General features: G+C 70.5%; 24 protein-coding genes, 1 pseudogene and 1 riboswitch. Of the genes and pseudogenes, 9 read left to right on the top strand and 16 right to left on the bottom strand.

Annotated features, from left to right (window positions below):
• Positions 1-200 precede the first annotated feature (200 nt).
• The 4 genes from ACFU5K_RS09110 to ACFU5K_RS09125 form a co-directional block, all read right to left on the bottom strand.
• Entirely contained in the window at positions 201-962 is a 762-nt protein-coding gene (locus ACFU5K_RS09110) for an IclR family transcriptional regulator (protein WP_384058450.1), read from the bottom strand.
• A gap of 348 nt (positions 963-1310) precedes the next feature.
• Positions 1311-1556, bottom strand: coding sequence for a hypothetical protein (locus ACFU5K_RS09115; RefSeq protein ID WP_384058452.1), 246 nt, complete (start codon positions 1554-1556; stop codon positions 1311-1313).
• A gap of 450 nt (positions 1557-2006) precedes the next feature.
• The gene (locus tag ACFU5K_RS09120; RefSeq protein WP_384058454.1) at positions 2007-3245 is read right to left on the bottom strand and encodes an MBL fold metallo-hydrolase; all 1239 of its coding nucleotides are present in this window, start codon (positions 3243-3245) and stop codon (positions 2007-2009) included.
• A 120-nt stretch (positions 3246-3365) separates the two neighbouring features.
• Complete coding sequence (locus ACFU5K_RS09125; protein ID WP_384058456.1) at positions 3366-3806, bottom strand: PPOX class F420-dependent oxidoreductase; 441 nt, start codon at positions 3804-3806, stop codon at positions 3366-3368.
• Positions 3807-3960: 154 nt separating this feature from the next.
• Between ACFU5K_RS09125 and ACFU5K_RS09130 the strand changes: the two genes are divergently transcribed.
• Positions 3961-5160 (top strand): Glu/Leu/Phe/Val dehydrogenase dimerization domain-containing protein, encoded by a 1200-nt coding sequence (locus ACFU5K_RS09130; RefSeq protein ID WP_384058458.1) that lies wholly within the window; start codon positions 3961-3963, stop codon positions 5158-5160.
• A gap of 56 nt (positions 5161-5216) precedes the next feature.
• Positions 5217-5828 (top strand): TetR/AcrR family transcriptional regulator, encoded by a 612-nt coding sequence (locus tag ACFU5K_RS09135; protein ID WP_384058460.1) that lies wholly within the window; start codon positions 5217-5219, stop codon positions 5826-5828.
• 99 nt (positions 5829-5927) lie between these two features.
• On the opposite strand, the gene ACFU5K_RS09140 is transcribed toward ACFU5K_RS09135, so the two are convergent.
• Together ACFU5K_RS09140 and ACFU5K_RS09145 are read right to left on the bottom strand one after the other, a co-directional pair.
• Complete coding sequence (locus ACFU5K_RS09140; protein ID WP_384058461.1) at positions 5928-6929, bottom strand: DUF6745 domain-containing protein; 1002 nt, start codon at positions 6927-6929, stop codon at positions 5928-5930.
• A 92-nt stretch (positions 6930-7021) separates the two neighbouring features.
• A complete protein-coding gene (locus ACFU5K_RS09145; protein ID WP_384058463.1) occupies positions 7022-7348 on the bottom strand; it encodes a hypothetical protein in 327 nt (108 codons plus the stop codon).
• Between the two features lie 284 nt (positions 7349-7632).
• Here ACFU5K_RS09145 and ACFU5K_RS09150 point away from each other — a divergent pair, with 284 nt between their 5' ends.
• The 6 genes from ACFU5K_RS09150 to ACFU5K_RS09175 are packed head-to-tail and all read left to right on the top strand — an operon-like array spanning position 7633 to position 13839.
• Positions 7633-8589, top strand: coding sequence for an STM4015 family protein (locus ACFU5K_RS09150; RefSeq protein ID WP_384058465.1), 957 nt, complete (start codon positions 7633-7635; stop codon positions 8587-8589).
• Positions 8590-8598: 9 nt separating this feature from the next.
• Positions 8599-9567: an STM4015 family protein gene (locus ACFU5K_RS09155; protein WP_384058466.1), complete on the top strand. Its 969-nt coding sequence runs from the start codon at positions 8599-8601 to the stop codon at positions 9565-9567.
• The gene (locus tag ACFU5K_RS09160) at positions 9548-10693 is read left to right on the top strand and encodes an STM4014 family protein (protein ID WP_384058468.1); all 1146 of its coding nucleotides are present in this window, start codon (positions 9548-9550) and stop codon (positions 10691-10693) included. The genes ACFU5K_RS09155 and ACFU5K_RS09160 overlap by 20 nt, the downstream gene beginning before the upstream one ends.
• A 37-nt stretch (positions 10694-10730) precedes the next feature.
• Positions 10731-11543 carry an STM4013/SEN3800 family hydrolase gene (locus ACFU5K_RS09165; RefSeq protein WP_384058566.1) on the top strand — a complete coding sequence of 271 codons (813 nt, stop codon included), beginning with the start codon at positions 10731-10733 and terminating at the stop codon, positions 11541-11543.
• Entirely contained in the window at positions 11540-12907 is a 1368-nt protein-coding gene (locus ACFU5K_RS09170) for an STM4012 family radical SAM protein (RefSeq protein WP_384058470.1), read from the top strand. Before ACFU5K_RS09165 ends, ACFU5K_RS09170 begins: the two co-directional genes overlap by 4 nt.
• Before the next feature lie 8 nt (positions 12908-12915).
• Positions 12916-13839 carry an STM4011 family radical SAM protein gene (locus ACFU5K_RS09175; protein ID WP_384058472.1) on the top strand — a complete coding sequence of 308 codons (924 nt, stop codon included), beginning with the start codon at positions 12916-12918 and terminating at the stop codon, positions 13837-13839.
• Positions 13840-13854: 15 nt separating this feature from the next.
• On the opposite strand, the gene ACFU5K_RS09180 is transcribed toward ACFU5K_RS09175, so the two are convergent.
• Together ACFU5K_RS09180 and ACFU5K_RS09185 are read right to left on the bottom strand one after the other, a co-directional pair.
• Entirely contained in the window at positions 13855-14682 is an 828-nt protein-coding gene (locus tag ACFU5K_RS09180) for an SGNH/GDSL hydrolase family protein (RefSeq protein ID WP_384058474.1), read from the bottom strand.
• 164 nt (positions 14683-14846) lie between these two features.
• The gene (locus tag ACFU5K_RS09185; RefSeq protein ID WP_384058476.1) at positions 14847-15758 is read right to left on the bottom strand and encodes a peptidoglycan DD-metalloendopeptidase family protein; all 912 of its coding nucleotides are present in this window, start codon (positions 15756-15758) and stop codon (positions 14847-14849) included.
• Positions 15759-15762: 4 nt separating this feature from the next.
• A riboswitch (cyclic di-AMP (ydaO/yuaA leader) is annotated at positions 15763-15922 on the bottom strand.
• Positions 15923-16332: 410 nt separating this feature from the next.
• Here ACFU5K_RS09185 and ACFU5K_RS09190 point away from each other — a divergent pair.
• Positions 16333-17157 carry a tyrosine-protein phosphatase gene (locus ACFU5K_RS09190; protein ID WP_384058478.1) on the top strand — a complete coding sequence of 275 codons (825 nt, stop codon included), beginning with the start codon at positions 16333-16335 and terminating at the stop codon, positions 17155-17157.
• A gap of 49 nt (positions 17158-17206) precedes the next feature.
• On the opposite strand, the gene ACFU5K_RS09195 is transcribed toward ACFU5K_RS09190, so the two are convergent.
• The 8 genes and pseudogenes from ACFU5K_RS09195 to shc form a co-directional block, all read right to left on the bottom strand.
• Positions 17207-17389 (bottom strand): DUF6126 family protein, encoded by a 183-nt coding sequence (locus tag ACFU5K_RS09195; RefSeq protein WP_384058480.1) that lies wholly within the window; start codon positions 17387-17389, stop codon positions 17207-17209.
• Between the two features lie 52 nt (positions 17390-17441).
• Positions 17442-18059, bottom strand: a complete 618-nt coding sequence (locus ACFU5K_RS09200; RefSeq protein ID WP_384058482.1) for a helix-turn-helix domain-containing protein — start codon at positions 18057-18059, stop codon at positions 17442-17444.
• Positions 18060-18129: 70 nt separating this feature from the next.
• Entirely contained in the window at positions 18130-19524 is a 1395-nt protein-coding gene (locus ACFU5K_RS09205) for an aspartate aminotransferase family protein (protein WP_384058484.1), read from the bottom strand.
• Complete coding sequence (dxs, locus tag ACFU5K_RS09210; protein ID WP_384058486.1) at positions 19521-21431, bottom strand: 1-deoxy-D-xylulose-5-phosphate synthase; 1911 nt, start codon at positions 21429-21431, stop codon at positions 19521-19523. The genes ACFU5K_RS09205 and dxs overlap by 4 nt, the downstream gene beginning before the upstream one ends.
• A 62-nt stretch (positions 21432-21493) precedes the next feature.
• Positions 21494-21652, bottom strand: a pseudogene (locus tag ACFU5K_RS09215) (4-hydroxy-3-methylbut-2-en-1-yl diphosphate synthase); the annotation flags it as partial.
• Positions 21653-21656: 4 nt separating this feature from the next.
• Complete coding sequence (hpnH, locus tag ACFU5K_RS09220; RefSeq protein WP_384058488.1) at positions 21657-22676, bottom strand: adenosyl-hopene transferase HpnH; 1020 nt, start codon at positions 22674-22676, stop codon at positions 21657-21659.
• A 6-nt stretch (positions 22677-22682) separates the two neighbouring features.
• Complete coding sequence (locus ACFU5K_RS09225; RefSeq protein WP_384058490.1) at positions 22683-23339, bottom strand: 1-hydroxy-2-methyl-2-butenyl 4-diphosphate reductase; 657 nt, start codon at positions 23337-23339, stop codon at positions 22683-22685.
• A 4-nt stretch (positions 23340-23343) separates the two neighbouring features.
• Complete coding sequence (gene shc / locus ACFU5K_RS09230; RefSeq protein WP_384058491.1) at positions 23344-25356, bottom strand: squalene--hopene cyclase; 2013 nt, start codon at positions 25354-25356, stop codon at positions 23344-23346.
• Positions 25357-25483: the final 127 nt, after the last annotated feature.

Raw genomic sequence — 25483 nt, forward strand, 5'->3', positions numbered from 1 at the left:
GCGTGCAGTTGTCGAACTTGCCCGCCAGGCGTCCCGCTCTGGTATGACACATCGCACGGACAGCCGAATACGCGCGCAGTAACCCGCGCCCACAGGTCCGAACTCCGGCCTCTCGTGCGAATTCCGACTGCGGCGGTACGGACGTCCGGGGGGCGTGGGTCAGGCAGCCACCGAGGACGGCGACTCCGGGACTGTGTGGATCATGAAGCCGCCGGGGGAAGCAGCTTCGCGGCGGCGCGCAACGCGGTGGCGTGCCGGGACAGCTCGGGTTCGCTCCCCCGGTCCGCGGGCATGGAGGCCGTCAGGGCCAACCGGTCCCGCCAGCTGTTGCCCATCAGCGGCACCGCCACCGCGTTCATCCCCCGGGCGGACTCACCCGCACTGTCAGCCCGGTTCAGGGACCGCGTGCGTTCCAGTTCGGAGAGCAGCTCGGTGCGCGAGGTCAGGGTGCGTTCAGTGACCCGGGGCAGCCGCTCGCGCGGATAGAGGGCGCAGACCTGTTCAGTGGTCAGCTGGGCCAGCAGCACCTTTCCGGCCGAGGTGGCGTGGGCAGGATAGGCACGCCCCGTCTCCAGCACCACCCTTACGGCGTGGGCAGATTCCCGGCCGTCCGTGATGATCACCTGGTCGCCGATCAGAGCCGCCGTACTGATGGTCTCCCCGGTGGTTTCCGCCGCCGAGTCGAGCACGATCTCCAGACGGGCTGCGATCTCCGGGCCGTAGCCCGCCGGGCGTCCCAGGGTGACCAGTTCGGGTCCTGCGGCATAGCCCCGTCCCGACGTGTCCCGGGTGGCGAATCCGCGCGCCTCCAGCGTGCTGAGCACGCGGTGCGCGGTGGAGCGCGCCACTCCGAGTTCCCTGGCCGCTCCGGTCACCGAGAGGCTGTCGTGGATGAGGAAGAGGCGCATGAGGCGCAGTCCGGTGTCCAACGACTCGATGATGTAGCGCTTCGCGTCGGTCATCAGGTCCTCCGGGTGTCTCACGGGGGGGGTGCCGGGCGGCGCCGTCTGCGAACGTTCGGCCTCTGCTCACATCATTCCCGGTTCGGACCGCGCGTTCGACGCCGTCCGCGGAAACCTCGTCGCGGAGATCGGGCATTTCACCGAAGAGCCTCCCGGCAAAGACGAGTTGATCGACATCCGATCCGAACGGGGATCCGCCCTCATCGACTTCCGTGCGCCGTCAACTCCCCTACGCCGACCGTGGGGCGGTACCTCACCCTGCCTCCGCGTGCGCTGACCGCGCCGGTGGGCGGCCACCGAGCGCCCACTGCCAGCGCGGAGGATCCAGACCTGAGCCCACACCGGGCGTCACGCCGACCTCACACCCTGATGCCCCGCGTGTGTACGCGCGGCTTCGCGCAGCCGCACCCGGGCAGCAGGGCCCGCACCACTGGTGGTCCAGTACGGGTGCCATCGGATCCACACCGACAGGCGCAGCAGGGTCCGGCGCAGTTCGGTCGAGCGGCGGACCCGCGGTCGGGCCAGTTCCGCGTACACGGCGTTCCAGTCGCGCTGGGCTTGGACGAGTTCGTGGGGAAAGGTACTGACATCCATGTCGGCATTAGATCGCATGTTCGAATTACGTGTCATCCCGGCAGCGCCGAGTCCCCGCGTCGCCAACCGGGAAGGCCCGCGAGTGCGGCGAGGGCAGGGCGCCGAGGCCCGCACCGGGCAAGTGCGCGCCGGCGGCACCGTCGCCGTCGCCCGGCTCGCCGCTGCTCACGGGCACTCCTCTGCGCTTCCGACCCGTTCCGTGGAGCGACGCCGGGCGCGATCACACCTCTTCGCCGAAACATTGCCCGGCCTCGCCGGCGACCCCGCCTCGGCGGCGGCCGTTCCGACCTGCCGGCGACCACCGCGATCGGCCGGGCCCGATGGATCGCCGACGGGATCGCCGACGAGCGCCAGGCTCGGGCCACCACTCACCGGGCAGCCGGCGTCACCGCCTTACCGGTGACCCCCTACGGGTCCCGGGTCCCGCGCACCACCCGGGATCGGCCCCCGTCACCGCTCCCCGGCAAGGTCGACCTCCGCCTTTCGCACCGATGCCGCCTCACCCACCTCGGGGCGTCGCCACGGGCGCGCGATCGGCGCCGACACCGACCGCCACCAGGCATCCGACGGGAGCTCCCCGGCCGGTTCGAACGGCTCGCCCGGCCGAGGGAACACCGCCGCCTGCCCCACCTCGTCGGCAGCGTCCTTCATCCACTCCCCCGGTTCGGCCCACGCATGCAGTGCGAGGTTGAAGGTGCCCCAGTGGATCGGCAGCAGTACACCGTGCGGTCGGCCGCCCTGCAGGTCGAGGTGCGCCTGAACCCCCTCGGCGGGGGACATGTGGATGTCCGGCCAAGCACCGGGAAGCGGCGTACGGCCGGTGTGGTTCTCCGGCCAGTGCTGGGAATAGGCGCCCACCTGGATCATGGTCGCGTCGAAGGGGCCGTGCTCGGCGCCGATGCCCTTGAATCCGGAGAAGTAGCCGGTGTCCCCGCTGTGGTAGACGCGGTGGTCAGGCCCGGCCACGACCCATGACGCCCACAGCGTGTGCTGCTGGTTGCGCAGCCCGCGTCCGCAGAAGTGGCGGGCCGGGGTGGCGGTCAGGCTGATGCCGGCGATCTGCGTTGTCTCGTTCCAGTCGAGCTCGTGGATGCGCTCCAGTGGCACTCCCCACCGCTCCAGGTGGGCGCCGACACCGAGAGGGACGGCGAAGACGGTGTCCGTCCCCGCCAGCGCCTTGATGGTGGGCAGGTCGAGGTGGTCGTAGTGGTCGTGCGAGATCACCACGACGTCGACCGGTGCGAGGGAAGCGAGCGGAAACGGCATGGGGTGCAGGCGCTTGGGCCCGGCGAAGGCGAACGGCGAGCAGCGTTCACCCCAGACCGGATCGAAGAGCACACGGTGCCCGTCGATCTCGGTGAGCACACTGGAGTGACCCAGCCACGTCAGCCGCAGGCCCGTCTCAGGCGGCGCGGCCAGGTCGGCCAGCGTCGTGGCGTGGATGGGGACCGTGCCCGCGGGTGACCGCCTGACGCGTTCCTCCTTGCGGAAGAAGACCTTGGCGAATTCGAGCATGGAGCCGGACGGTTCGGTCCGGGCCCCTCCGGGATTCTGGAACACCCCGTCGGCGAAGTTGGGCGAGCGGCGGATCCGCTCCATCCTCGCCCCGGCCGGATCCGCCCCGAAGGCGTCCGGGCGCAACGAGCGCAGTCGGGTGCGGAGCGAGGGCTGGTTGTCGGCGGCGGTCACAGCTTCTCCTGAGGGAGTGGGTGTCGTCTCATTATCGTCGGGAGGCGGGACGGAGCGAGAGCTCGCCGGTGAACGGAGCATCACGCGGCCTGCGGAGCACCGCAGGCCGCGGCTGAGGCCTCAGGCACGCGGCTGCCCGTACACGTGCTCGATCCAGAGGGTCAGGACGACCCTGCGGTCCTCGACCATCGCGCGCCTGTACTCGTCCCAGTCCGGGTGCTCTCCCCGGACGTCCTTGTAGAGCCGCACCAACTGCTCCACGGTCTCGTCATGTGGTTCCTCGGCGGGCGGGGTCAGCTCGGCGGAGGCGTCCGCCACGGTCCACGCCCACCGGTCGTGACTGCTCACGTGATAGCTCGCCCGCGGGTCCCGGCGGAGATTACGGGTCTTCGCCCGCCCCTCCGTGACGGACACCCGGATCACACCTTCGGCCGGGTCGTAGGCATGGTTCACGTTGGACAGCTGGGGTCGGCCGTCGCGCTTGAGCGTGACCAGCACGCCGCTGTCGTACTCACCGAAGAGCCGGAGCAGCGCCTCGCTCCCTGGTTCGAAGTCCGTCATGCCGACTCCAACGTCCGTACCGGCTCAAGGATTCCGCAAACGGGGCGCCGACTGCTCCCATCCGGCCGGCTTTCGCGCGTTGACAGGTGGCGCCCACCTCTCGATACTGACTCGCTGTTCAGTAAATTTACGCCATCCAATCAGGAGCCGCCCTGTGACGACGCCCTCCACCGCCCCACTGATCTCCCTGACCTGGACGGACCACGTCACGGGGACCGAGGGCTATCTGGTCGTCGACAGCCTGGTGCGCGGTGTGTCGAGCGGAGGTCTGCGCATGAGGCAGGGCTGCACCCTCGCGGAGGTGGCGGGCCTGGCCCGGGGCATGACCATGAAGGAGGCCCTGCACTTCGACGCCGACGACACCGGGGCGCGCTACATCCCGCTGGGCGGCGCCAAGGGCGGCATCGACTGCGATCCACGCGCTCCCGAGGCGTACGGGATTCTCGTTCGTTTTCTGCGGGCCATGCGTCCCTACGTCGAGAACGTCTGGACGACCGGCGAGGATCTCGGACTCAGCCAGGACCTGGTGGACCGGGCGGCCGTGGAGGCCGGTCTCGTCTCCACGGTCCAAGCGGTCTATCCGCTGCTCGACGACGAGACGGCCGCCCGCCGGCGACTGGCGGACGCCTTCGCGGTCACGGTGGACGGGATCGGGCTGGACGAGCTGGTCGGCGGGTGCGGTGTCGCGGAGTCCGCCCTCGCCGCCCTCGACCGGGCCGATGTGGCGTACGGCGATGCGCGTGTCTCCCTGCAGGGCCTCGGCACGATGGGCGGAGCGACGGCGCGGTTCCTGTCCCGCGCCGGGCTCACCGTGGTCGCGGTCGCCGATGTGAAGGGCACCATCACCAATCCGGCGGGCCTGGACGTCGAATCCCTGCTCGCCTCGCGGGACGCCTTCGGCACGGTGGACCGCGGGGCGCTGCGCCCTCAGGACGAGGAGCTGCCTGCAGACGCATGGCTGGCGGCGGACGCCGAGATCCTCGTACCTGCCGCGGTGTCGTACGCCGTCGACGTCGTGAAGCAGGCTTCGGTCAGGGCTCGTTGGATCGTCGAGGCGGCGAACATGCCGGTCCTGCCCGAAGCGGAGGCGCTGCTCGCCCGGCGCGGGATCACGGTACTGCCCGACGTGGTCGTCAACTCCGGTACGAACGCTTGGTGGTGGTGGACGCTGTTCGGGGACATCGGGGCCGATGCCGACGAGGCGTTCGCCCACACCCGGCGCTCCATGCGGTCCTTGATCGGCCGCGTCCTGGAACGGGCGGAAGCGGACGGCTGCACCCCGCGGGCCGCGGCACACGCCCTCGTGGCGGACCGGCTGCCGGTCATGGCGGAGAGGTTCGGCTGGTTCGGATAGGCCGGCGCAGCCGGGTGGCCCGATGGTCCGCCCGGGCGGTTGGCTAGGGTGGCTCCGTGGCGAGAGTACGGCTGAGCGTGGCGGAGCGTCGGGAGGAGCTCCTGCGTGCTGCCGTCGAACAGATCGAGGTGCGGGGCGTGGCGGCGGTCCGGATCGCCGACGTGGCCTCCGTCCTCGGGGTGAGCAACGCACTGGTGCTGTATCACTTCTCGTCCAAGGAGAAGCTGGTGGCCGCCGCTTTCGCCTACGCCGCGGAGGCCGATCTCGCCCATCTCCGGAGGTTGCTGACCCGCCGTACGAGCGCGGTGCGACGGCTGCGCGCCGCCGTTCGCTGGTACGCGCCGACCGGCCAGGCCAAGGGGTGGCGGCTCTGGATCGAGGGCTGGGCGTCCTCTCTGCGCGATCCGGTGCTCCGAGAGGTGGCGGGCGACCTCGACCAGCAGTGGAAGGCGGAGCTGGCGGAGGTCATTGAGGAGGGCGCCGCCGCCGGGGAGTTCCGGTGTGACGATCCCATGTCGGTGGCCTGGCGACTGACGGCGCTGCTGGACGGCCTGGCCGTCCAGATGACGTCATACGCGGGCCCGCTGTCCAGCGCGACCATGCTGCAGTGGACCGAGGAGGCGCTGGCCCGCGAACTCGGCATCGAGCACGAGGCGCTGACCGCCTGACGGCCGGTGGTCCGGAGGTCGACGGACACCGACCGCCGGAACCCGGCGCGGCTGGGCGGAGGCGCCTCTCGCGAGTGTCATCGGTGCGGCGGGATCCGGTCAGGTCTGCCGCATCGGTGCGTAAGCCTCCCCGTCGAGTCCGAAGGTCCATGCGACGCCTTCCCTCGCTGTCCCGGTCCCGGGCGGTACCCGGAGCCAATAGGTGCGATGGGTTCCGTCCGGCTCCGGAGTGGAGTTGACGACTTCGACCATCACCACGTCCTCGTCGCCCTCCATCGCTATGCGCCACAGGATGCCGGTCTCGTCCTGGTGCACAGGCTCTGCATCCGATTCCGAGAGATAGCGGTCGTAGCCGTAGTACTCGAGCATCACACGCCGCAGCTCCGCGTTCTCCTCGGCACGTATCCGGTCGGGGGTCAGGGACCCTAGCGAGTCGAGGAACTCGGCAGGCACCGGCATTCCGCGCCAGGCGTGAAGAGCGAAGCCGTCGGGGTAGGCGAGGGCCGGCCCGTCACCCCGGTCGAGCCGTCCAGCCTCGTCCCGGTGGAGCACCTCGGGCCGCTCACTGATCACCACGGCGTGCTCGTAGGGCCACCACCAGCCCGCGTTCCTCGCGACCTCGGCCAGTCCGGTCAGTCGGTCGCCCCGGCCGTCGAAGGCCGCGAGCCAGGCCGCGTCGTGCTGACCGAGGACCGCGTCGAGCAGGAGGAGACGGACGTCCGGCTCGTCCTCGGGACGGGTGGCCAACTCGGCGACGACCCCCGTCCGGATCCGGTCGGCCAGTGCAGCGGTGGTCTCCCACAACTGGGCACCCGTGGCGGACCACAGCGCGGACCAGCCCGCCGGGCCCAACTCGTCGTAGATCCTGCGGCGTTCCTCGGCCCATGGGCGGGTGCGCACCTCCTCACGGACGGAGCGCCCGGCACCGACCAGCTTCTCAACCGCCTCGACCGCTGCCTTGGGCGAGTCCGCCCAGATGACTCGCTCCGGCTCTGCGAGCCCCGCACGGCGGTAGGCCATCCGCACACCGTCCTCGGCCGCGCCCCGGTCCGCTCGGCCGGTCGCCGCCGCGACAGCCCGCCACGCGTTCACGTACTGCATCGGTATTCCCCGTCTCCTGTTCCTGCGATGTCTGCTGTGCTTGCTGCCGCTGTCCGGCGGCCGCACCTCACCGGGCGCCTCCGGCCACCACGTCAGTCGGCGACGATCCGGACCGCCCCCGGCGCGTACTCGCGCTGGCGTACGACACGGAACCAGCCCTTGGGCAGTGCTATCGCCGCGTGTTCCTCGTGCACCACGCGTCCGCCCCCGGGGAGGTGGAGCAGCATCGGACCGAAGGCTCCCGCCTCCCGCATCAGCCTGCCCGGCCCCTGCACGGCGTGCGCGTGGCCGGTGACTTCGCCGAGTGCCAGGACCAGCCTGCCCCGGCCGTCCCGCAGTTCCCCCGGCGCGTCGAGGAAATGCGCGGGCACCTCCGACTCGTCCAACGCCACCATCAATACGTCACCCTGCCGGTACACGGACTTCTCCCCTCCTCCCCGGCATCCCCTGTGCCGGTCACAGATGAAACGCTACGAGAGAGGTCTGACAATCCGTCGGACGGCGAGGGCCTCAGTTCGGTCGGGACCGCCACGGGCGGTCCGCTCACAGGGGCATCGGTCGCACGAACTGCGCCGTGCGCGGCGGGAGCCCTGGTCCCCGCCCACGCGCCCCGGCGCCCAAGGGGCCCGGTCACGGCGTTGTCAGTGACCCTTGATAAACCTTTGCGGACATCAGCCGTCCCCAGCAACAGGAGCTCAGTGCCATGTCCGACGCGGACCGTCTGCACGAGTTGCTCGGCCTTCAAGCCGTCGATTTCCAGCGCGAGACCGAGGAGACGGCGCGTCCTGCGGCCGATGCCGCGGCGTGGCGCATCAGTGTCGACCCCTTCCACCCCGAGGGGGACGTGAGCTGGGAGGAGGAGTTCAACGCCTTCCTCGACACCGTCGACCCGTCCCGCGTCCAGGCTCTGATCATCGGGCAGTGGGGGGAGTCGTACGAGGAGGATTCGTCCTACCCGATCAGGCTCGTCGTAGCCGCGGCCGGCCGGCTGACCTCGCTCACGGCGGTCTTCGTCGGGGACCTGGTCATGGAGGAGGCCGAGATCTCCTGGATCGAGCAGTCCGATGTCACCGCCCTCCTCACGGCCTTCCCGGCCCTGTCCCACCTCGGCATCCGCGGCGGCACGGGACTGCTCTTCCCGCCCGTCAGGCACGATTCGCTGCGCGCGCTCACCATCGAGAGTGGAGGGCTTCCGGCCGAAGCTCTGCGCGGCGTGCTGGACAGCGAACTGCCCGCGCTGGAGAGCCTGGAGCTCTGGCTGGGCGTGTCCTCGTACGGCGGCGACGCCGTCGTCCCGGACCTGGCACCGCTGCTCACGGGCACCCGCTTCCCCCGGCTCCGGCACCTGGGCCTGCGCAACAGCGAACTGCAGAACGAGATAGCGGCCGCGATCGGCTCGGCGCCGCTCGTCGCCCGGCTCCGCACGCTCGACCTGTCGAACGGCACGCTGGGCGACGAGGGAGCGGCCGCGCTGCTCGAGGGCCAGCCGCTCATCCACCTCGAGTCGCTCGACCTGCACCACCACTTCCTGACCGAACCGATGGAACACCGGCTGACCGAGGCGCTCGCACCTCACGGCGTGACCGTCGATCTGTCCGAACGCTGCGAGCCATGGGACGGCCGCGGGGCCGCCGGGCGATACACCGCGGTCGCGGAGTAGGGGCACACGATGACCGACATCATCCACCCGGAGGTCTTCCACGGCCTGCCGGTCCTCACACTGCCCGCAGCCGACGCCCCGGAGGCCCGGACGCCGTCCGCACCCGATTCCGTGGCGTGGCGGCTGGATTGCGCCTGGGGCGAGGAGACGTTCGCCGAGCACTGGCGGCGCTTCCTCACGGAGGTCGACCCTGCCCGTGTGCGGGCGCTGCTGATCGGACCGTGGTGGGAGGACGAGTACTCCTCCTTCCAGCCGGTGGTCGACACGATCGTGGCGGACGCGCACCGCTTCCCGGCCCTGCGCGCGCTGTTCCTCGCCGACGTGGAGAGCGAGGAGTGCGAGTTGTCCTGGCTGCGGATGTGCGACGTCACCCCGGTTCTCGAAGCCCTCCCGCTCCTGGAGGAACTGACCGTGCGCGGCTGCGGAGAGGCCGTTTCCGACGCCGAGAACCTCCGGCTGCGCCCCGTCCGGCACACGGCGCTGAGATCACTGCGCTTCGAGTCCGGTGGCCTGCCCGGACACGTCGTCCGGGCGGTGGGAGCATCCGAACTCCCCGCCCTGGAACATCTGGAACTCTGGCTCGGCTCCCAGTGGTACGGCGGTGACGCGTCCGTCGCCGACCTGGCACCCCTGCTGTCCGGCGCCGGGTACCCGGCGCTGCGCCATCTCGGTCTGCAGAACAGCGAGATCCAGGACGAGATAGCCGTCGCTGTGGCCTCGGCGCCCGTGGTCGCGCGACTCGACTCCCTGTCCCTCGCCATGGGCACCCTGGGCGACACGGGCGCCGAGGCGCTGCTGGGCGGGCAGCCGCTCACCCATCTCTCCGCCCTGGACCTGCACCACCACTACCTCACGGGCCCGTACGTCGCGCGTATCGAGGATTTGTGCGCCCGGGAGGGTGTGCGGGTCGATCTCGAAGAGGCCGAGGACTGGGGCGACGAGGACGACGACTCCCGCTATGTGGCCGTCAGTGAGTAGTGCGCCGCCGCGCCTCGTGGTCGTCGGCATCCCGGGCAACCGCAGGGTCGGTCTCTTCCAGGACGCCGTGCGCGCCGCCGGGCTCCCGGCCTCGCGTACGGTCTCCTGGCTCGACGTGCTCGGGGGTGATGTCTCTTTCCTGTCCGGGGAGACCGTGCGCATCGACTCGCCAGGTGAGGACGCCGAGGTGGACAGGCTCCTGCGCGGGGTCGACGACCCGACGAGGGTGGAGGGTTCGGCCCGCTGGTACGCCCGTTTCACCGCGGCGGTGCGGGACGTCGCCCGTGCCGCCGCCGCCTCGGGTGCGCGGATGCTGAGCGATCCGCGGGACGTCGCGGTGCTGTTCGACAAGCGGATCTGCCACGGCGTCCTGGACTCCGCCGGAGTACCCGTACCGGACTCCCCCACCTCGGGGCCTTCGGCCGGTCCCGTGCGGGGCTGGTCGGACGTGCGTGCGCTGATGGCCGATCACCGTATGCCGAGGGTGTTCGTGAAGCCGGCCCACGGTTCGTCGGCCTCCGGCGTGGTCGCGCTGGAGACAGCGGGCCCCGGGAGGATCCGCGCGACCACGTCCGTGGAACGGGACGGCGAAGGCCGGCTGTTCAACTCGCTGCGGGTGCGCCGGTGCACGACGGAGCGCGAGGTGGCTGCGCTGATCGACGCACTGGCACCCGACGGACTGCACATCGAGCGCTGGCTGCCCAAGGCGTCACAGCGGGGGCGGGCGGCCGACCTCAGGGTCGTGGTGGTGGCGGGCCGGGCGACGCACGCCGTAGTGCGCACCAGCCGCCACCCCATGACCAATCTGCACCTGGGCGGGGCGCGGGGCGACCTCGGCCGGGCCCGGGTGGCGATGGAAGCGGCGGGCGGCAGCTGGGACGCCGCCCTGGCCGTCTGCGAGCGGGCAGCCGCCTGCTTCCCCCGCACGCTCTGCGTGGGGGTCGACCTGCTGCCGGCCACCGGCTGGCGGCGTTTCGCCGTCGGCGAGGTCAACGCCTTCGGGGATCTTTTGCCCCGTCTGACCGGTCTGCCCGGCAGTGGCTCCGAGGGCCTGGACACCTACGGCGCGCAGATCGCCGCCGTACTGGACCGAGCGAGGAACGACCGTGTCATCGACGCACCCTGACCCCGCGCCCCCCGGCGCGGGGAACCCGAACCCGGACATGAACGCGGTCGTGGGGAGCCACGACCTGCTGATGGTCACCCTGGACACGCTGCGATTCGATGTCGCCCGCGACCTGGCCGCGGCCGGCCGCATCCCGAACCTCGCCCGGCATCTCCCCGGTGGTGTCTGGGAGAGGAGGCACGCTCCGGGCAGCTTCACCTACGCCTCCCACCAGGCGATCTTCGCGGGGTTCCTGCCGACGCCCGCCGCCCCGGGCCCACACCCGCGCCTGTTCGCCGCCCACTTCGCCGGCAGCGAGTCGACCGCGGACGGCACCTTCGTGCACGAGACCCCCGATCTGCTCTCGGGCCTCGCCGCGGTCGGCTACCGCACGGCGTGTGTGGGCGGCGTGGGCTTCTTCAACCGCCGCCCCCCGCTGGGCTCGGTGCTGCCCGGCATGTTCCAGGAGAGCCACTGGGAGCCGGAGTTCGGGGTAGCCTCGCCGACGTCCTTCGAGGCGCAGGTCGCACGTGCGGAACAGATCGTCGCCGAACTCCCTCGCGAACAACGGCTCTTCCTCTTCGTCAACGTGGCGGCGCTGCACCAGCCCAACTGGTTCCACCTGCCAGGCGCCACCGCCGAGGCGGGCGACTCGAAAGCCACCCATGCCGCCGCGCTGGAGTATGTGGACCGGCACATCGGACGGTTGTTCGACGCGGCGAGCAGCCGCCGCAGGTGTTTCGCCATAGTCTGTTCCGATCACGGCACGGCCTACGGGGACGACGGCTACACAGGCCACCGGATCGGACACGAAGCCGTCTGGACCGTGCCCTACGCCCATTTCTTCCTCGACCAGGGGGCAGCACGATGACCGTCACCACCGCGAGCCCGTACGTGAGCTACGTGTACGCCTATCCGCACAAGACGGCCTACCGCCCGCTCGGCAGCCATCCCGCCGGGCGCCCTCTTCTGAGCGGACTGTGGGCCGGGGAGAGCAAGGAAGCGCTCTCCCTGTACGCCCACATACCCTTCTGCGAGGTCCGCTGCGGCTTCTGCAACCTGTTCACCCGGATCGGCGCCCCCGACGAGCTGACGACCCGTTACCTCGACGCCCTCGACCGGCAGGCCGCGGCCGTCCGTGACGCGCTGGGCGACGACGCGCCGGTGCGTTTCGCAGCGGCGGCGTTCGGCGGTGGCACGCCCACCTATCTCGACGCCGGGGAGCTGGAGCGCCTGTGCGACATCGCGGAGAAGCGGATGGGCGCCGATCTCCGCTCCGTTCCCCTGTCGGTCGAGACCTCGCCGTCGACCGCGACCGCGGACCGGCTGTCCGTCCTGGCCGACCGCGGAGCCACCAGGATCAGCATCGGCGTACAGAGCTTCGTGGACGCCGAGGCACGTGCGGCTGTACGACCTCAGCGCCGGCCGGAGGTCGAGGCCGCCCTCGGCCGCATCCGGGAGGCCGGCGCCCCGGTACTCAACATCGACCTGATCTACGGCATGGACGGCCAGACGGCGGCGAGCTGGCGTACCTCCCTGGACGCTGCTCTGGCCTGGCATCCGGAGGAGCTGTACCTCTACCCGCTGTACGTACGCCCGCTGACCGGCCTCGGGCGCAGGGGCACCGGAACCGCGGCGGGCGCCGGGACCGGCCAGGACACCGCCTGGGACGAACAGCGGCTCCGGCTGTACCGATCCGGCCGCGACCACCTGCTGGCCCACGGGTACGAGCAGGTGTCCATGCGTATGTTCCGCCGGGGGGACGCCCTGCCGGCGGGCCCCGAGGACTACGCCTGCCAGACCGACGGCATGATCGGACTCGGCTGCGGGGCCCGGTCGTACACCTCTTCCCTGCACTACTCCTTCGACTACGCGGTGGAGATGCGCGAGATCCGGGGCATCATCGACGGCTTCACCGGCACGGCGGACTTCTCCCGGGCGGAGGTCGGCCGGTACGTCGATGAGGACGAGGCGCGCAGACGCCATCTGCTGCAGTCGCTCCTCCAGGCACGGGGCATGCCGACCGCCGGGTACCGCGACCGCTTCGGCGTGGATCCGTACGTCGACTTCCGCTTCGAACTGGAGCTCTTCGCCGCGCGCGGCTGGCTGGACGACACCGCGGGCCCAGCCCTGCTCCGTCTCTCCCCGGAGGGACTGGCGCACTCCGACGCGCTCGGACCCGAGCTGTTCTCCCCGGGAGTACGGGCCGCGATGGCCGCGTACGAGGCGAAGTGAGCCGGCCGGTGGGCAAGGACCTGACCATCCTGTACCGGGGCCCGCTGGCCTCGTGCGACTACGACTGCCCCTACTGCCCGTTCGCCAAGCGACGGGACAGCCGCGACCGTCTGCGTGCGGACCGTGCGGCCCTGGAGCGTTTCACCGCGTGGGCCACCGCACAGTCGGGCGACCGCCTGTCGGTGCTGTTCACGCCATGGGGGGAGGCGCTGGTCCGCTCCTGGTACCGGCGGGCGCTCGTCGAGCTGTCCCGCCTGCCGCACGTCACGAGGGTCGCCGTCCAGACCAACCTCGGCGGCCGCACCGCCTGGCTGGCGGAGGCCGAAAGGGACAAGGTCGCCCTGTGGTGCACCTACCACCCCGGCCAGACGCCCTACGAGCGGTTCCTCGGCCGGTGCCAGGAACTCACGGCCCTCGGGGTGCGCCACAGCGTCGGGATCGTGGGTCTGGACGAGCACCTGCCCGAGGCCCGACGCCTGCGTGCCGCGCTGCCGCCCGAGGTCTACCTCTGGGTCAACGCCGCCGAAGGGCGCACCTATACGGACGAGGAGGCGGCGAGATGGACGGCCCTGGACCCGCTCTTCCCGTACAGCAGGCACCCCCACCGCTCGGCCGGCCTGCCCTGCCGGACCGGTGAGTCCGTCATCTCGGTGGACGGTGACGGGACGGTACGGCGCTGCCACTTCGTCCGTGCCGAACTCGGCAATCTCTACGACGGCAGTTACCGCGACGCCCTCGGCCCGCGCGGCTGCCCGCTCGACGTGTGCGACTGCCACATCGGCTACGTGCACCTGGAGACCCTGCCGCTGTACGACGTCTTCGCGGGTGGCGTGCTGGAGCGGATCCCCACCCGGCCGGTGCGGGTTCCCGCTCCGGACGGGCTCGGGTCCCCGGATCCGGCCCGGCGGCTCCTGCCCTTCGTCGGCCGCTGATGCCCGGACGAGCGGTCAGAGTGGCAGCAGGTCCGGGCGTTTGGCCTCGACGTGGTCGCCTGAGGACTCGCCGCGCAGCCGTCGGCCGATCCACGGGACGAGGTATTCCCGCGCCCAGTTGATGTTGTCGCGGCGCACTTCGAGCGAGCCGCGCTGTGCCTGCGGGGGCCACGCCTGGTCGGGGTCGGCCGGCACGTCGAGTCCGAGGACCTGGGCGGCGCGGAGCGCGACCCGGGTGTGGCCCTCGGGCGAGAGGTGCAGCCGGTCGTTGTCCCATGCACGCCGGTCCTGCACGGACCGCAGGGACCACAGGTCGAGCACCGGGCAGTCGTACCGGTCGGCGATGGACCGGACGTGTGCGGTGTAGGTGGCGATCTTGCCACGCAGGTGCCGGAGCACCGGGATGCCGCGGGTGTCGAAGCCGGTGGTCACCATGACGGTCCCGACGGCCTGGGTGAGGTCGGCCACGGCGCGCTCGAAGCGCTCGGCCACGTCGTCGGGGTCCGAGCCGGGGCGGAGGATGTCGTTGCCGCCCGCGCAGAAGCTGACCAGATCAGGGGCCAACTGCTTCGCGCGGGGTACCTGTTCCTCGACTATCTGGTCGAGGAGCCGTCCGCGTACGGCGAGATTGGCGTACCGGAAGATTCCGTGCGGGTCGTCCACCGGGCCGGCCATCGCGTCGGGGACCGGGAGCTGGTCGGCGAGGAGCACCGCGAACCGGTCCGCCCAGCCGACGAGCCTTCCGTCCGGGCCGGGGTCACCGACGCCCTCGGTGAAGCTGTCGCCAATCGCCGCGTACGACCCGATGATGCCTCGTTGTTTGTTTCTCGAATCGTCTGCCACAAGGGTTTATCCTGCACCCTCGAATGTGACTTACGCGACCGTAATAAGGGGTTGACGGGTGGTGACAAAGACCACCCGGTCAGGTTTTGGCAAAGCCGGAATAAGTGGAGGGGCGGTGCGCCGTGGCACACCGCCCCTCTGCTCGACCCCCGGGGTCACGTCCCTCAGATGGAGACGCCGTGCGAACGCAGGTAGGCGATCGGGTCGACGTCCGAGCCGTAGCTCGGGCCGGTACGGACCTCGAAGTGGAGGTGCGGGCCGGTAGAGTTGCCGGTGGATCCGGAGAGGCCGATCTCCTGGCCGCCGGTGACGGTCTGTCCGGCCGAGACCTCGAGTGAGGACAGGTGCGCGTACTGGGAGTACATGCCGTCACTGTGCTGGATGACGATCTCGTTGCCGTACGCGCCGCCCCACCCGGCGGAGACGACGGTGCCCGGTCCGATCGAGCGGACGCTGGTGCCCGAGGCGGCCTGGAAGTCGGAACCCGTGTGGTAGCCGCTGGACCAGCTGGCGCCGGCCACGTGGTACTGGGTGGTGACTGTGGGGTTCTCGACCGGGGCCGACCAGCCGGAGGCGTTGCTCTGCGACGCGCCGGAGTCGGCGGTGGCGGCCTTCCCCCCGGCCGGAGCGGCCTTCTCGGCGGCGGGCTCGGCCTTCGTGGCCGGCTTCGCCTCGGACGCGGCGTGCTTGGCGGTCGCCGGCTTCTCGGCGGTGCCGGAGGCCTTGGCTCCGAGAGTCAGCTTCATGCCCGGGACGATCAGGCTCGGGTTGTCGCCGATGACGTCGCGGTTGTCCTTGTACAGCTTCTGCCAGCCACCCTTGATCTTCTTGGCGGTGGCGATCTTCGCGAGATAGTCGCCGGAGACCACGGTGTAGGTCTTCGGGGAGTGCTTCGCGGCGGGCGCGCCGGGGGTGACGGCGGCGGACTTCGCCGCGGGAGCGGCCGGCTCCGCCGCGTGGGCGCCGGTGGCGCCGATCAGCGGGAGCGCGAGTACCGCGCCGCCGGCCCCCGCGGCAAGGATGCCTCGGGAGAGCGGACGGGACTTCTTACGACGGTGCTTGCCGTTTGCGGGCATGGGGAATTCCTCTCCGGCGCCTGCGAGGTGAGCTGTCGGGTTCGGGCTGGAGATGCCCGGCCGCGTGGTGACGCGTCTTGACCCCGAGCCGTTCCGGATCGCTCCGGACGGCGACTTACCTGGTTCCCCCGCTCCTGCCACACGTGAGTCGGTGCGGATTCCGGGCGGCGGCAGGATTCGGCATTCCGTCCGGATTGACCGTGACCGTAGGCGAGCGAGGACGCGCGGAACAAGCTCGGATTGCGAAGCGGAATCCCGTCTTCAATTCCGCTGCGGAATTACCGTCACACTCCGTGGATTACGGATCTTGGCATTCCTTGAGGCGTCCGGAATACCCTCGGGGGACTTCACCACGCACCGTCACGGATATGATCCCGCTCACCCACCTCCCCTCATGTCCCCCACAAGCAGGGCATGTTCGATCAAATGCACCAATACGGACACCTCGCGACCACCCCTCCCCGTCGGCCGATCCCGCGATGCCCGAGACGCATGCCCGTTGCAGCCATGTCGTATCGTCGCGAGCGTGCCCCGTCGGCGAGCGGCGCCGGCGCCAGACACTCCAGGAGCCCTTGTGACGCAGCTGCCAGAGGTCCCCCCGGCCGGCCCCGAGCCGACGGACGTGGACCTGACCGGTGTCCGCAACTTCCGCGACGTCGGCGGGCTTCCGACGAGCGACGGCCGCACCGTGCGCTTCGGGCGGCTCTTCCGCAGCGGCCACCTGGCTCACGCCACCGAGGCCGACGCCGCGTTCCTCGCCGGACTCGGCCTGCATACGATCTTCGACTTCCGCAACGCCGCCGACCACAAGCTCGACGGATACGACGTGGACCTGCCCGGCGTCCGGAATGTCAGCATTCCCCTCTCCGACCCGGCCGACGGCGCGGAGTTCTGGCGGCTGGTGCGCGACGGGAACATCCAGCAGCTGCGCTCGATCCTGGCCGACGGCAAGGGCATGGAGCGCATGGTCCTGTCCTACCGCTCGATCATCACGGACCGGACCGCCGAGCACAGCCGGGTCCTGCACGCGCTGGCCGAGGACAGCGTCCCCGCGCTGATGCACTGCGCGGCGGGCAAGGACCGGGCCGGCTTGTCGGTCGCGGTCTCGCTGCTCGCGGTCGGCGTCGAGAGGGACGCCATCGAGGCCGACTACCTCAAGTCCAACGACGCGCACCGCCGATACAAGGTGCGGCGCAGCGACACCTCGCCGGTGGGAATGTCGGACGAGGTGATGGAGCTGCTCAACCCGCTCTTCGGCGCGCACCGCGAGTATCTCGACGCGGCCTTCGCCACCATCGAGGAGATCTGGGGCAGCACCGACCGCTACCTCCTCGAAGGACTGAAGATCAGCCACGAGACGCGCGAGAAGCTCCGTCAGCGCCTCGTGGAGGACGCCTGATGCCTGCGGTCAGGGCCCGCCGGTCACGGTGAGGACCTGATCCCTGCGCTCACCCCTTGCCCGCAACGGTGAAGAGGAGGAACAGGAATCCCGCGATCACGTGTCCGGCGACCAGGTAGGCGATGAGCCGGATCACCACCCCGCGTGGCATCCGCCGCTCCTGGGTGTCGCCGCTGTCGCTCCCCCGCTGGGTGCGCGGGGTGAGGGGGTCGTAGTACTCGGAATCGGACATGACGGTCCTTCCTCGCCGCTCGTGGCGGCAACGGGTACAGGAGTACGCGGGTTCAGAGCCGTCGGGCCGCGGGGCCGAGGCACAGCTCGGCGGCCGGACTCTGGAGCAGCGTGTGGACGAACAGCAGCCGCGCCCCACCGCGGCCGAGGGCCGCGATCCGGTGCGGTGTGAGGGAGTCGAAGTGTGCGCTGTCGCCCGGATCGAGGTCGTGCACGGTCTCCCCGAGCACGACCCTGAGCCGGCCGTCGAGGACGTACAGCCACTCCTCACCGGGGTGCACGCGTACGAGCTCCCCCTCGGTGCCGTGGGGGACGTGGACACGCAGTGCCTGCATGGCGCGCCCCGACCCTCCCGCCTGCCGGTAGAGCCAGCCACCGGACCCGTCTCCTGGGGCTTCGTCGGGCGGCCCGCCTCGGACGATCGCGTCTCGTTCGGGCGGCACCTCTCCCAGGAGCTCGGAGACGGTCGTACCGTAGACGCGGGCGAGACCGAGCAGCATCGGCAGCGAGGGCTGGCGACGGCCGGTCTCGAGCCGCGAGAGGTGGGCCGTGGAGAGTCCCGCACGCCCGGCGGCGCTCTCCAGGGTCAGACCGCGTTCGCGGCGCAGTTCGCGCAGGCGTGGCGCGACTCCCGGAAGCTCGTCGGCCGCCCCTCCTTCGGGAGGATTCATGCTCCCATTGGGCCAGGAACTTTCCTCTGAGGCAAATTTCTTGCCCCAGAGGCAAAAAGTGTCGGAACGCTCACCGGTTGGCGGCTGCCTGTTTCACCAGTGTCCTGCCGAAGTCCCACATCAGCCCCTTGCCGCTGTGCGCGTCGTCCATGACCGCCGTGAAGGCGGTGACGAAGCGTTCCACCTCGGGCTCTCCGATGACCAGGGGCGGAATCAGCTTGATCACCTCCATGTGGTCGCCGGAGACCTGGGTGAGGATGCGGTGCTTCCGGAGCAGGGGGGCCACCACCATCTGCGCGAACAGTCCCTTGCGGGCCGCCTGCAGCATCGTCCAACGGCTGCGCAGCCCGAGGGACGACGGCCTGCCGAACTCGATCCCGATCATCAGTCCCCGCCCCCGCACCTCGTGCAGGAGCTCGTAGCGGCCGACCAGTGCCGCGAGCCGTTCGCGCAGCAGATCTCCGGTGCGGCGGGCTTTCGCGACGATCTCCTCCTGTTCCATCACGGACAGGACGGCGAGCCCGGCCGCCATGGCCTGGGCGTTGGAGCCGAAGCTCGCGGAGTGGACGAGGACGCGGTCCATGGATGAGTAGACGCGCTTGAAGATCCAGTCCTTGCCGAGCGTCGCGCCGACGGGGACGTACCCGCCGGAGAGCGCCTTGGCCACGCAGAGCAGATCCGGCTCGACTCCCTCCTCGTGCTGGTACGCGTAGAAGTCCCCCGTCCTGCCGAGTCCGGTCTGCACCTCGTCGGCGATGAGCAGGGCCTTGTGCCGGCGCAGCAGTTCCTGCGCCTCCCGGAGGAATCCCGGAGGCGAGGCGTGCACGCCCTTGCCCTGGATCGGCTCCACGATCAGTCCCGCCACGTCCCCGCGCCTGAGCTCACGCCGCAACGCGTCGAGGTCGCCGAGCGCGATGGCCGTGTCGGGCAGCAGGGGTGCGAAGCCCTCCCTGAACCCCTTCTCCCCGTTCACCGAGAGCGATCCGGTCGTCAGCCCGTGGAAGGCATGGCCGCAGTAGAGGACGCGTGGCTTGCCGGTGGCGTACCGGGCGAACTTCAGCGCGGTCTCGACCGCCTCCGTACCGCTGTTGCCGAAGAACACCCGGTCCAGGTGCGGGCTGTGGACCAGGAGCCTCTCGGCGAGCAGTCCGGGCAGCGGCTGGCAGTCGAACCGCGTGAGGTCCGCGAGCGAGGCGTCCAGGACGTCGTGGAGGGCCTTGCGCACGACGGGATGGTGGCGGCCCAGGCCCATGACCCCGAACCCGGCGAGCATGTCCAGGTAGTCGTTGCCCTCGTCGTCCCAGAAGTAGGCGCCCTCCGCCCGCTCGTAGACCTTGTCGAAACCGATGGTGCGCAGCATGCGCGGCAGCTGGTGGTTGAGGTGGCGGGTGTGCAGCTCGTAGCGTTCGGCTCCTCGTTCGGCGAGGAGCCGCGCCAGGTCGAAGCCCGGCTGTTCGTCCGTCATGCCCCGGGCCCCTTCGGTGTATTCCGCTCCCCCGCCGCGCTGCGGCGCTCCAGCACCGCCCCGATGCGTCCCGCGATCTCCACCGGGGTCAGCCCGATGTCCACCAGCACCTCGTCACGTCCGGCGTGCCCGAGGAACTGCTCGGGAATGCCGAACGTCCGCAGGGGTACGTCGACGGAAGCGTCCCGGAGTGCCTGCCCGACCGCCCAGCCGACGCCCCCCGAACGGCTGTTGTCCTCGACCACCGCCACGAGCGCGTGCCGCGCGGCGACGGCGGGCAGCTGCGCGTCGACCGGCTTGACCCAGCGGGGGTCGATCACGGTGCAGCGGACCCCGGACCCGGCGAGCAGGTCGGCGGCCTCCAGGCAGACCGGGGCGAGGGCTCCCACAGCCACCAGCAGGACCTCGGGTTCCTTCTCCTGGCGCAGGACGTCCATTCCGCCGATCCTCCCGACGGACGGGACCGGCTCCCCCACCGCGGCTTTGGGGAACCGGATCACGGTCGGCGCGTCGTCGACCTTCACAGCCTCGCGGAGCTGCTCGCGCAGCCGGTCGGCGTCGCGAGGCGCGGCGATGCGCAGACCGGGGACGACCTGGAGCACGGACATGTCCCACATGCCGTTGTGGGAAGGGCCGTCGACGCCGGTGACACCGGCCCGGTCCAGGACGAACGTCACTCCGCACCGGTGGAGGGCGACGTCCATCAGCAACTGGTCGAAGGCCCGGTTGAGGAAGGTGGCGTACACGGCGACGACGGGGTGGAGGCCACCGGTGGCAAGACCCGCGGCCGAGACCACGGCATGCTGCTCGGCGATCCCGACGTCCCAGGTCCGGTCGGGGAACTCCTCGGCGAACCTGGTCAGCCCGACGGGGTGCAGCATCGCCGCGGTGATCGCGACGACGTCGGGGCGGACCGCGCCGATCTCCGCGATCTCGTCGCCGAAGACCGAGGTCCATGAAGGCGCCGCCGGGACGACGAGCGGCGCGCAGGTCAGGGGGTTCATCCTGCCGACCGTATGGAAGCGGTCGGCGTTGTCCGCCAGCGCGGCCGGATAGCCCCGGCCCTTCTCGGTGATGCAGTGCACGAGCACCGGGCCGTGGAAACGCTTCGCCCGGTGCAGGGCCGTCTCGACCGCTGCGGTGTCGTGTCCGTCGACGGGGCCGACGTACTTGAGGCCCAGGTCCTCGAACATGCCCTGGGGCGCGAAGGTGTCCTTGAAACCCTTCTTGGCGCCGTGCAGCGACCCGTACAGGGGCGGACCGATGACCGGCGTCTGCTGGAGCACGCCCTTGCCCCAGGACAGGAATCGCTCGTAGCCGTCGGTCGTGCGGAGCGTCGCGAGATGGCTCGCGAGACCCCCGATGGTCGGGGCGTACGACCGCTCGTTGTCGTTCACCACGATGATGAGCCGGCGGTCCCCGGCCGCGGTGATGTTGTTGAGCGCCTCCCAGGCCATGCCGCCGGTGAGGGCCCCGTCCCCGATGACCGCCACGACGTGGTGCGAGCGCCCGAGCACCTCGTCGGCCTTGGCGAGACCGTCGGCCCAGCCGAGCACGGTGGACGCGTGGGAGTTCTCGATGACGTCGTGCTCGGACTCCTCGCGGGAGGGATAGCCGGACAGGCCGCCCTTGCCGCGCAGCTTGGAGAAGTCCTGACGCCCAGTGAGCAGTTTGTGCACGTAGCTCTGGTGCCCCGTGTCCCACAGGATGCGGTCCACGGGCGAGTCGAAGACCCGGTGCAGAGCGACGGAGAGCTCGACCACTCCGAGATTGGAGCCGAGGTGGCCACCTGTCCTCGCCACCGCGCGGATGAGGAACGTCCTGATCTCCTCGGCGAGTTCACCGATTTCCGGCCGGCTCAGCGCCTTCAGGTCCTGCGGCCCCTTGATGGATTCCAGCATCGTCATACCCCGAGCCCCCTCTCTCTGGTCCTGTTATCGGCTCACGGTCACGGCGGGCACCCCGGTTTGTCCGACGTCCGAGTCGTCGTCATCGACTGCACCGACACGGGTGCGTCCCCGCCGACCGCCACCGACCCGACCTGGATGCGCCGCGAGGGGCGGCGCACCGCGAGTGGCCGGGCCGGCATCGCGGGGAGGCCAAGTGCGACTGGCTCTCCCGTGGTCATGACGTCACCGGTTCACGCCGATGGTCTCCCGCGCCGCTCGCAGGGATTCCTTGAGCGATCCCATGGTGGCGAGCACCGCCGTGGGCTCGTAACCGCAGTGCGCCATGCAGTTGGCGCAGCGCGGGTCCTTCCCACGGCCGTACTTGTCCCAGTCGGTCTCCTCGATCAGCTCACGGTAGGTGGGCACGTACCCGTCATTCATCAGGTAGCAGGGCCGCTGCCACCCGAAGAGGGAGTAGTTCGGGATCGCCCAGGCCGTGCAGGCGAAGTCGGCCTTGCCCTCCAGGAAGTCCAGGAAGAGCGGCGAGTGGTTGAGCCTCCAGCGACGGCGGTTGCCGCCCGCGAAGGCCTTCTTGAAGAGCTCCCTGGTCTGCTCGACGCCCAGGAAGTGCTCCTGGTCGGGGGCCTTCTCGTAGGCGTAGGCGGGCGAGATCATCATCTCGTCCACCTTCAGGTCGTCATTGAGGAAGTTCAGCACCTCAATAATGGTCTGCGGTGTGTCCGTGTTGAAGAAGGTGGAGTTGGTCGTCACCCGGAAGCCTTGCCGCTTGGCCTCCTTCATCGCCGCCACCGCCTCGTCGAAGACGCCTTCCTTGGCGACGGACTCGTCGTGCCGCTCGCGCAGCCCGTCGATGTGCACCGCGAAGGCGAAGTAGGGCGACGGGGTGAACTTCTCGAGCTTCTTGCGCATCAGCATGGCGTTGGTGCAGAGGAAGACGTACTTCTTCTTGGCGACCAGCTGACGCACGATCTCGTCGATCTGCGGGTGCATGAGGGGTTCACCGCCGGCGATGGACACCATCGGAGCACCCGATTCGAGCACCGCGCCCACCGCCTGCGCGACGGGCATGCGCTGCTTGAGCACTCCGGCCGGGTGCTGGATCTTGCCGCAGCCCTCGCACGCCAGATTGCAGGCGAACAAGGGCTCCAGCTCGACGATCAGCGGAAACTTCTCCCGCTTGCGGAGCTTCTGCTCGATGAGATACGTCGCAACCTTGATGGACTGACGGAGCGGCATGGCCATCTGGGCTCACCTCCTGGGGAGCAACAAAGATCGGTGCCATTCATGGAAAGCCGGAAGTACAGCACGAAGAACGCGGAATGCCGATATTCCACCGCGGACCGTGCCGATACGGACGAGCTCATGCTCTGGAGCGTCCACCACCACCCGTACGGCCGCAACTGGACGTGGCCCGGTGTGTACGGCGGTACGGAGTGTGGCCGCGGACTCCATGTCGACGGCGATGGCGCCGGTGGCCAGCAGGCCGGCCCGCTCGGGGCCACGGACGACGTGCGCGGAGCCGGCCAGCGCGCCGGTGTGGACGGTCCGGCCAGGCACTGCCCAGGTCAGCGCGTCGACGAGTACTCCGGTCCCTGTGCAGGCCGTCGTGCCCGTGGCGTCACGGGTCTCCTCCGCCACCACCAGGTCGCCGGGGTGCATGCCGAGTGCGAGCCCGGCGCAGAAACCGGAGGCGATGACCGCCGTCCCTCCGGCACCGTGGCGTCCCAGCGCGGCCCGGACGGCGCTCTCAGCCGCCCGGGGGCCCATACCCGTGCTGATGACGCTGACGGGGCCCGGCGCGTCGCCCCGCCTGCCGGTGCGCAGGGCGAGGCGTTCGATGCCGAGCGCGCAGGCGATCAGCAGCGGTGTGGCGGAGCCGTGCGGTACTTCCTGTGTACCGTCCATCGGCTCAGGCACCTTCACCGGCGGCGGCGCCGCTGACGGAGGCGCCGGCGAAGGGATCGCCGTACACGTACCGGCCGAGCGCGGTGAGGGGGAACACCTGCCGGTAGAGGTGGTAGTTGATGGAGAAGTCCCAGGGGAAGCCGGTGCCGGTGAAGTGTGGCTCGTCCCAGGAACCGTCGGCCTGCTGGGTCTCTGCCAGCCAGGCGACACCACGTTCCACCGAGCGGGTCTCCCGCTCCCCGGCGGCCAGGAGTGCGAGGAGCGCCCAGGCGGTCTGGGAGGCTGTCGAACTTCCGTGGCCGATCCACTTCTCCTCGCGGTAGGAGCGCAGGTCCTCGCCCCAGCCTCCGTCGTCGTTCTGGACGGACTTCACCCAGTCGACGGCACGTCGCACCGAGGGGTGCGCGGCCGGCACTCCCGCAGCGACGAGGGCGGGCACCACCGAGCCTGTCCCGTAGATGTAGTTGACGCCCCATCGCCCGAACCACGCACCGCTGGGCTCCTGTTCGGCGATCAGCCAGTCGATGCCGCGACGTGTGCGCGGGTCGCCCGCACGGCCCTCGACGGCCAGCATCTCCACCACGTGCCCGGTGACGTCGGCGGACGGCGGGTCGATGACCTCACCGAAGTCGCAGAACGGCAGCCGGTTGGGGAAGGGGCTGGTGTTGTCCGCGTCGAAGGCACCCCAGGCGCCGTTGCGGGACTGCATGCCGAGGGTCCAGCCGACACCGCGCTCGATGGCCGCCTCGACCCTGCCGGGGTCGGGATGGCGGACGCGGCGCAGCGCCAGGACGACCTCGGCGGTGTCGTCGATGTCCGGGTAGCTGTCGTTGTGGAACTCGAACGCCCATCCGCCGGGTGCGAGTTGAGGCCTGCGCACCGACCAGTCGCCCGGCCGGGCGATTTCCTCGCCGAGCATCCAGTCGGCGGCCCGCACGAGCGCGGGGTGGTCGGGGCTCACGCCGGCGTCGGCGAGCGCGATGGTCGCGAGACAGGTGTCCCAGACCGGCGACTGGCAGGCCTCGACCATGCGGGCGCCGTCCTCGCGCCATACGGTGAACCGGTCGAGGGAGGCGAGACCGGCCCGCATGACGGGGTGGTCCAGGTCGTATCCCAGCAGGTGCAGGGCGATGACGGAGTACACGGCGGGGGGCTGGATGCCGCCCCAGCAGCCGTCGTTCTCCTGGCGCTCGATGATCCAGCGGGCTGCGGCGTTCATGGCGATGTGCCTCAGCCTGCGGGGCGCGACCTTGTGGTACAGGTGCAGCGCCTTGTCGAGTCTCTGGAAGATCCCGTCCCAACTGACCACCGGGGCCACGGGCTTGGGAGGGTGGGGGCACGCCGGATCGGTGTGCAGCTCGTCCAGGGTGAAGGGCGCGGGCCGCACGGGCCGCTTCGCGGACACGATGGTGAGCGGCACGATGGTCTGGCGCGCCCAGCAGCCGAAGTCGTAGATGTTGAGCGGGACCCACTTCGGGAAGAACATCAGCTCGGGCGGGAGTTCCGGCAGGTCGTCCCACTTCCACCAGCCGAAGAGGGCGAGCCAGATCCGGGTGAAGACCCGGGACTCCGCGATGCCGCCCTGCTCCCTGACCCAGCCCGCGGCCCGCCTCATGTGCGGATCCTCGGGAAGGTCGCCGGCCAGCCGGAGCGCGACGTACGCCTCGATGGTGGCGGAGAGGTCGGGTGGTCCCTCGTGGAAGGTGTTCCAGGTGCCGTCGCCCAGTTGCTCGCCGCGGATGAAGCGGGCGGCCGCCCTCAGGGTGTCCGCGTCCTGGATACCCAGGAACTGACGCAGCAGCAGGTCTTCGGCATCCATGGTGACGTTGGTGGCGAGGTCCCCCTTCCACCAGCCCTGCTCGTCCTGCCTGCCGAGGAGGTGCTCGACAGAGCGCTCCGCGGCCCGCCGCGCGACGTCGAAGATGTCGTCCGCGGCGATGGTTGATTCGGTCGGATCGCCTGCCGGCACTGCGCGGAGGTGCGCGGCCCCGGTGCTTCCGTCGGTCGTCGCTGTCATGGCTTCCCCTTCGTGCAGTTGGTCCTCTGCTGTGCTGGGGTCTCCGTCGGCGGGCGCCCGTATCGGGCGCCCCCCCGCGAATGCGCGGCAAATCAGGATTGTGATAAAATAATTATTAAGAAAACGA

The organism is Streptomyces sp. NPDC057428 (genome assembly GCF_042803195.1).
Taxonomy (GTDB): Bacteria; Actinomycetota; Actinomycetes; order Streptomycetales; family Streptomycetaceae; genus Streptomyces.

What these genes read in the sequence shown, in the direction of transcription:
- ACFU5K_RS09160 (WP_384058468.1), top strand. Translation starts at nt 9,548, where the DNA reads ATGTGGCCGTCAGTGAGTAGTGCGCCGCCGCGCCTCGTGGTCGTCGGC.
- ACFU5K_RS09205 (WP_384058484.1), bottom strand. Translation starts at nt 19,524, where the DNA reads ATGACGGACGAACAGCCGGGCTTCGACCTGGCGCGGCTCCTCGCCGAA.
- ACFU5K_RS09165 (WP_384058566.1), top strand. Translation starts at nt 10,731, where the DNA reads ATGAACGCGGTCGTGGGGAGCCACGACCTGCTGATGGTCACCCTGGAC.
- dxs (WP_384058486.1), bottom strand. Translation starts at nt 21,431, where the DNA reads ATGACGATGCTGGAATCCATCAAGGGGCCGCAGGACCTGAAGGCGCTG.
- ACFU5K_RS09225 (WP_384058490.1), bottom strand. Translation starts at nt 23,339, where the DNA reads ATGGACGGTACACAGGAAGTACCGCACGGCTCCGCCACACCGCTGCTG.
- ACFU5K_RS09200 (WP_384058482.1), bottom strand. Translation starts at nt 18,059, where the DNA reads ATGAATCCTCCCGAAGGAGGGGCGGCCGACGAGCTTCCGGGAGTCGCG.
- ACFU5K_RS09140 (WP_384058461.1), bottom strand. Translation starts at nt 6,929, where the DNA reads ATGCAGTACGTGAACGCGTGGCGGGCTGTCGCGGCGGCGACCGGCCGA.
- ACFU5K_RS09185 (WP_384058476.1), bottom strand. Translation starts at nt 15,758, where the DNA reads ATGCCCGCAAACGGCAAGCACCGTCGTAAGAAGTCCCGTCCGCTCTCC.
- ACFU5K_RS09150 (WP_384058465.1), top strand. Translation starts at nt 7,633, where the DNA reads ATGTCCGACGCGGACCGTCTGCACGAGTTGCTCGGCCTTCAAGCCGTC.
- shc (WP_384058491.1), bottom strand. Translation starts at nt 25,356, where the DNA reads ATGACAGCGACGACCGACGGAAGCACCGGGGCCGCGCACCTCCGCGCA.
- ACFU5K_RS09155 (WP_384058466.1), top strand. Translation starts at nt 8,599, where the DNA reads ATGACCGACATCATCCACCCGGAGGTCTTCCACGGCCTGCCGGTCCTC.
- ACFU5K_RS09195 (WP_384058480.1), bottom strand. Translation starts at nt 17,389, where the DNA reads ATGTCCGATTCCGAGTACTACGACCCCCTCACCCCGCGCACCCAGCGG.
- ACFU5K_RS09125 (WP_384058456.1), bottom strand. Translation starts at nt 3,806, where the DNA reads ATGACGGACTTCGAACCAGGGAGCGAGGCGCTGCTCCGGCTCTTCGGT.
- ACFU5K_RS09115 (WP_384058452.1), bottom strand. Translation starts at nt 1,556, where the DNA reads ATGGATGTCAGTACCTTTCCCCACGAACTCGTCCAAGCCCAGCGCGAC.
- ACFU5K_RS09110 (WP_384058450.1), bottom strand. Translation starts at nt 962, where the DNA reads ATGACCGACGCGAAGCGCTACATCATCGAGTCGTTGGACACCGGACTG.
- ACFU5K_RS09170 (WP_384058470.1), top strand. Translation starts at nt 11,540, where the DNA reads ATGACCGTCACCACCGCGAGCCCGTACGTGAGCTACGTGTACGCCTAT.
- hpnH (WP_384058488.1), bottom strand. Translation starts at nt 22,676, where the DNA reads ATGGCCATGCCGCTCCGTCAGTCCATCAAGGTTGCGACGTATCTCATC.